Source organism: Spirillospora sp. NPDC049652, from assembly GCF_040675125.1.
GTDB lineage: Bacteria > Actinomycetota > Actinomycetes > Streptosporangiales > Streptosporangiaceae > Spirillospora.
This window is the reverse complement of sequence record NZ_JBFAOF010001128.1, coordinates 1-2,086: the sequence shown is the minus strand read 5'-3', so window position 1 is coordinate 2,086 and position 2,086 is coordinate 1. Positions and strand designations below refer to the sequence as shown.

The window sequence follows — 2,086 nt, the reverse complement described above, 5'->3', positions numbered from 1 at the left end:
GCTCGCCCGGCGCGGCCACCGGGCGAGCAGCAGGGCGGCGTCGATGGCGGACAGCTTCGTCCCGAGCACGAGCACCCGCCCGGACGGCGGCACCGCTTCCAGCATCCGGTCGTCGGGAAAGGGGCTGGTCACGATGCCCGGACGTCCACCGAGCCCGGCGGGAACCCGGGACGGCCCCCACCCGAGGCAGACCAGGACGTCGCTCGCGGGCACCTGCGACCCGTCGTCCAAGAGCACGCGATACCCCGCCCCCTCACCGAGCGGCCGAACGGCCACCGCGCGGCGCGCGATCCGCCGATGCGCGCTTCCCGGGCGTCCCGCACAGGTCTCGTAGACGCCGCGCAGGTAGCGGGCGAACTCCCGGCGAGGCGCGAAAACCTCGCCGTCGGCGGGCGCGCCTCGCGCGCGGGCGAAGTCGCGGGGCAGACCGGGTCTCAGCGACATCAGTTCCGCCGAAGTGTTGCTCAGCAGCCCCGCGTCGCCGACGCCGAAGGCCGTCCCCTCTCCTGCCGGCAGCGGATCGACGATGTCGGCGTCCACCCCGGCGCGCGCGAGCGCCGCGAACGCCGCCGTTCCGGCGACTCCCCCACCGATGATCACCACTCGCCGCTTCTCCACGCGTCCCCCGACCTCGCGAACCGAACACTCTCAGTGGTTCTATCAACACGCGCCGACAGTCTCCGGCGGAGGCCCGGTCGCACGCCGAACGTCGGCGACCTGCGCGCGAACGCGCAGGTCAGCGGCTTCTCAGGCAGTGGCGGACGGCACATTTCAATACCCCGTGGGGTATCAGGTACCGTACATCGGAGAGCAGATACCCCCATGGGTATACCGGAGACAGGAAAGGAGCGGCATGAGCGTCGCGCAGAGCCTCGGAAGACGGACGCGGAAGGCGGACCGGCCGCCCGGACGGGCCGGGACCCTCGGCCGGCTCGGCGGCCGGGCCGCCGGGCACGCCCGCCTGGTGCTGCTGGCCTGGGTCGTCCTGGTCGCGGTGCTCGGGGCGTTCGCGCCGAAGGTCAACTCGGCGCTGTCCGGGGCGGGCTGGCAGGCGAACGGGTCGGACTCGGTGCAGGTGCGCGAGCTGGCCGAACGCCACTTCGGCGGCAACGCCTCCAGCGCGATCCAGGTCGTGGTCAAGGCCGACCGGCCCGTCACCGACCCCGCCGTCGCCGGGACCGTCGACCGCGCCGTCGCCGTGCTGGACGCCGACTCCCGCGTGGGCGCGATCGTCCGGCCGCAGCCGGGGGCCACCCTCAGCCAGGACGGCCGTACCGCGGTGATCCTCGCGGGCGCGGCGGCCGACCCGAACGAGATGGTCCGCGCCGCCGACGACCTGAAGGGCCCGCTCGCCGGACTGTCGGCGGACGGCGTCCAGGTGCGCGCCACCGGCGCCTCTGTGCTGTGGAGCGACTTCAACAAGGCCAACCACGACGCGATGATGAATTCCGAGATGCTGTCGTGGCCGGTGACCATGGCCATCCTCGTGCTGGCGTTCGGCTCCCTCGTCGCCGCCGGGCTTCCGCTGCTGCTCACCCTCGCCGGGCTCGCCGCCTCGGCGGGGTCGCTGGTGCTGCTGACCGAGCTGACCCCGATCTCCATCTGGGCGATGAACTTCGCGATGATGTTCGCCCTCGCGCTCGGCATCGACTACGCGCTGTTCCTGGTCATGCGGTTCCGGGACGCGCTGCGGCGGTCCGAGCCCGCGCGGGCGGTGGTCGAGACGATGGACACCGCCGGCAAGGCCGTCCTGCTGTCCGGGGCGACCGTGCTGGTCAGCCTCTCGGCCGTGATGCTCGTGCCGTCCCCGGCCTTCCGCTCCATGGCGGGCGGGATCATGCTCGCCGTCGTGTTCGTCCTCGCCGCGACGCTGACGCTGCTGCCCGCCGTCCTCGGGATGCTGGGCAGGAGGATCGACTTCGGGACGCCGCCGTGGGCCCGCCGCAAGAACGAGGCCGGGCCGAACCGGTTCGAGGCGTGGGGACGCCTGCTGTGGCGCCGTCCGGTCCTGTTCGGCGCGGCGGCGACGGTGCTGCTGGTCGCGCTGGCGATCCCGGTCGTCGGCCTGCGCACCGCCATGCCGTCC

The 2,086-nt window shown here is 73.4% G+C and carries 2 protein-coding genes; one reads left to right on the top strand and one right to left on the bottom strand.

From position 1 onward, the window contains the following. Positions 1 to 618: FAD/NAD(P)-binding protein (locus AB0J52_RS37705; protein WP_500187764.1), on the bottom strand; the 618-nt coding region annotated here is incomplete at its 3' end. Between the two features lie 235 nt (positions 619 to 853). On the opposite strand from AB0J52_RS37705, the gene AB0J52_RS37700 reads away from it, so the two are divergent. Beyond that, positions 854 to 2,086 (top strand): MMPL family transporter (locus AB0J52_RS37700; protein ID WP_500187763.1); only part of this gene is annotated, 1,233 nt, incomplete at its 3' end.